The sequence below is a fragment of the Nesterenkonia flava genome (assembly GCF_031432335.1).
In the GTDB taxonomy this organism is placed as follows: domain Bacteria; phylum Actinomycetota; class Actinomycetes; order Actinomycetales; family Micrococcaceae; genus Nesterenkonia; species Nesterenkonia flava.
Map to the genome: position 1 here is coordinate 1 of NZ_JAVKGT010000081.1, position 1,092 is coordinate 1,092.

Annotated in this window: 1 protein-coding gene; it reads left to right on the forward strand. The window is 58.5% G+C overall.

Annotated features, from left to right (window positions below; translation table 11 throughout):
* Positions 1-402: 402 nt before the first annotated feature.
* Positions 403-852, forward strand: coding sequence for a hypothetical protein (locus RH857_RS13535; protein WP_310538501.1), 450 nt, complete (start codon positions 403-405; stop codon positions 850-852).
* The last annotated feature ends 240 nt before the right edge of the window (positions 853-1,092 follow it).

The window sequence follows — 1,092 nt, forward strand, 5'->3', positions numbered from 1 at the left end:
CACCACCCCGACATTCAAAACCAAGGAAATCCTGCCAACTACTTGACGCGGGACACTGATAATCATGCACCGACCATAACCAGCCAACCAGTGAGCCCCTCTCCATGCGGCGGGGGCTTTTCCTATGCCCACAAGGAGGACCAATGACTGACCCGCCGCCACTGGCACACCGAACTGTCGGCCGGTGAGGACTTCGTCGCCGCGAACGCCACTAGCTCCGGCACCGTGGCAAGGAGGAGCCGGCCAGGAACAGTGCGTAGAGCACTGTGACCGGCTTATAGCTTGAACCATCAACTAACCGCCCAGAAGGCCGGGACGATTTGGCGACGCCTCAGAACGCAACAGATAAGCTCCAAGAGCCGCTAAGCGGTGCTGACAAAAATACTCGCCGAAGGAGCAAACGTGCACTACCTGACCCCGCCAGGAAACCTCCGATGGATCGATTACTTCCCACAGGATCTACTCGAGCCTGCGAAAGCAGGCAAGATCGACGTGGAAAAGCTGGATTGGAAACCCGCGGAAGAGATCCCCCTCACACAGAACACGTTAGAGATTGCGCTCCGTCACGGCCACGCCGTGGCGGGCGGCATTCTCGTTGAGACCTGGGAGATGTCTGCGGAACACCGCCTGCGTGATAGCGAGCGAATGCTGCGGGAGGCTGAAGAGAACACGCCCAAGGTCGCCGCGATCACACACCCATTGCTCCGAGAAGGTGCGGCAAGAGAGAGCGACTTGCTCGTAAACAGTTCGAAGGAACTTATCCAGCGACACCAGAAGCAGCTCGAGGAACTGATGGCGGGGGACAGGGACCCCGTGTTGCAGGAACACTGGAGGAAGCTGGGCGGCGAATAACGCCCATCATCAGAGTAAGGCCCTCACTGTGTGGTGGGGGCCTTTTTCATGCCCAAAAGGAGACACTCATGACCACAGCAGCGGAACCCCAGCTCACCACCACAACCCCAGGACTCACCATCGCAAGCCACCCGATCACCTACGCCAGCATCATCCTCGACGTACCCGGCACCACAAGGATCAAATGTCCCGCGTCAAGTAGTTGGCAGGATTTCCTTGGTTTTGAATGTCGGGGTGGTG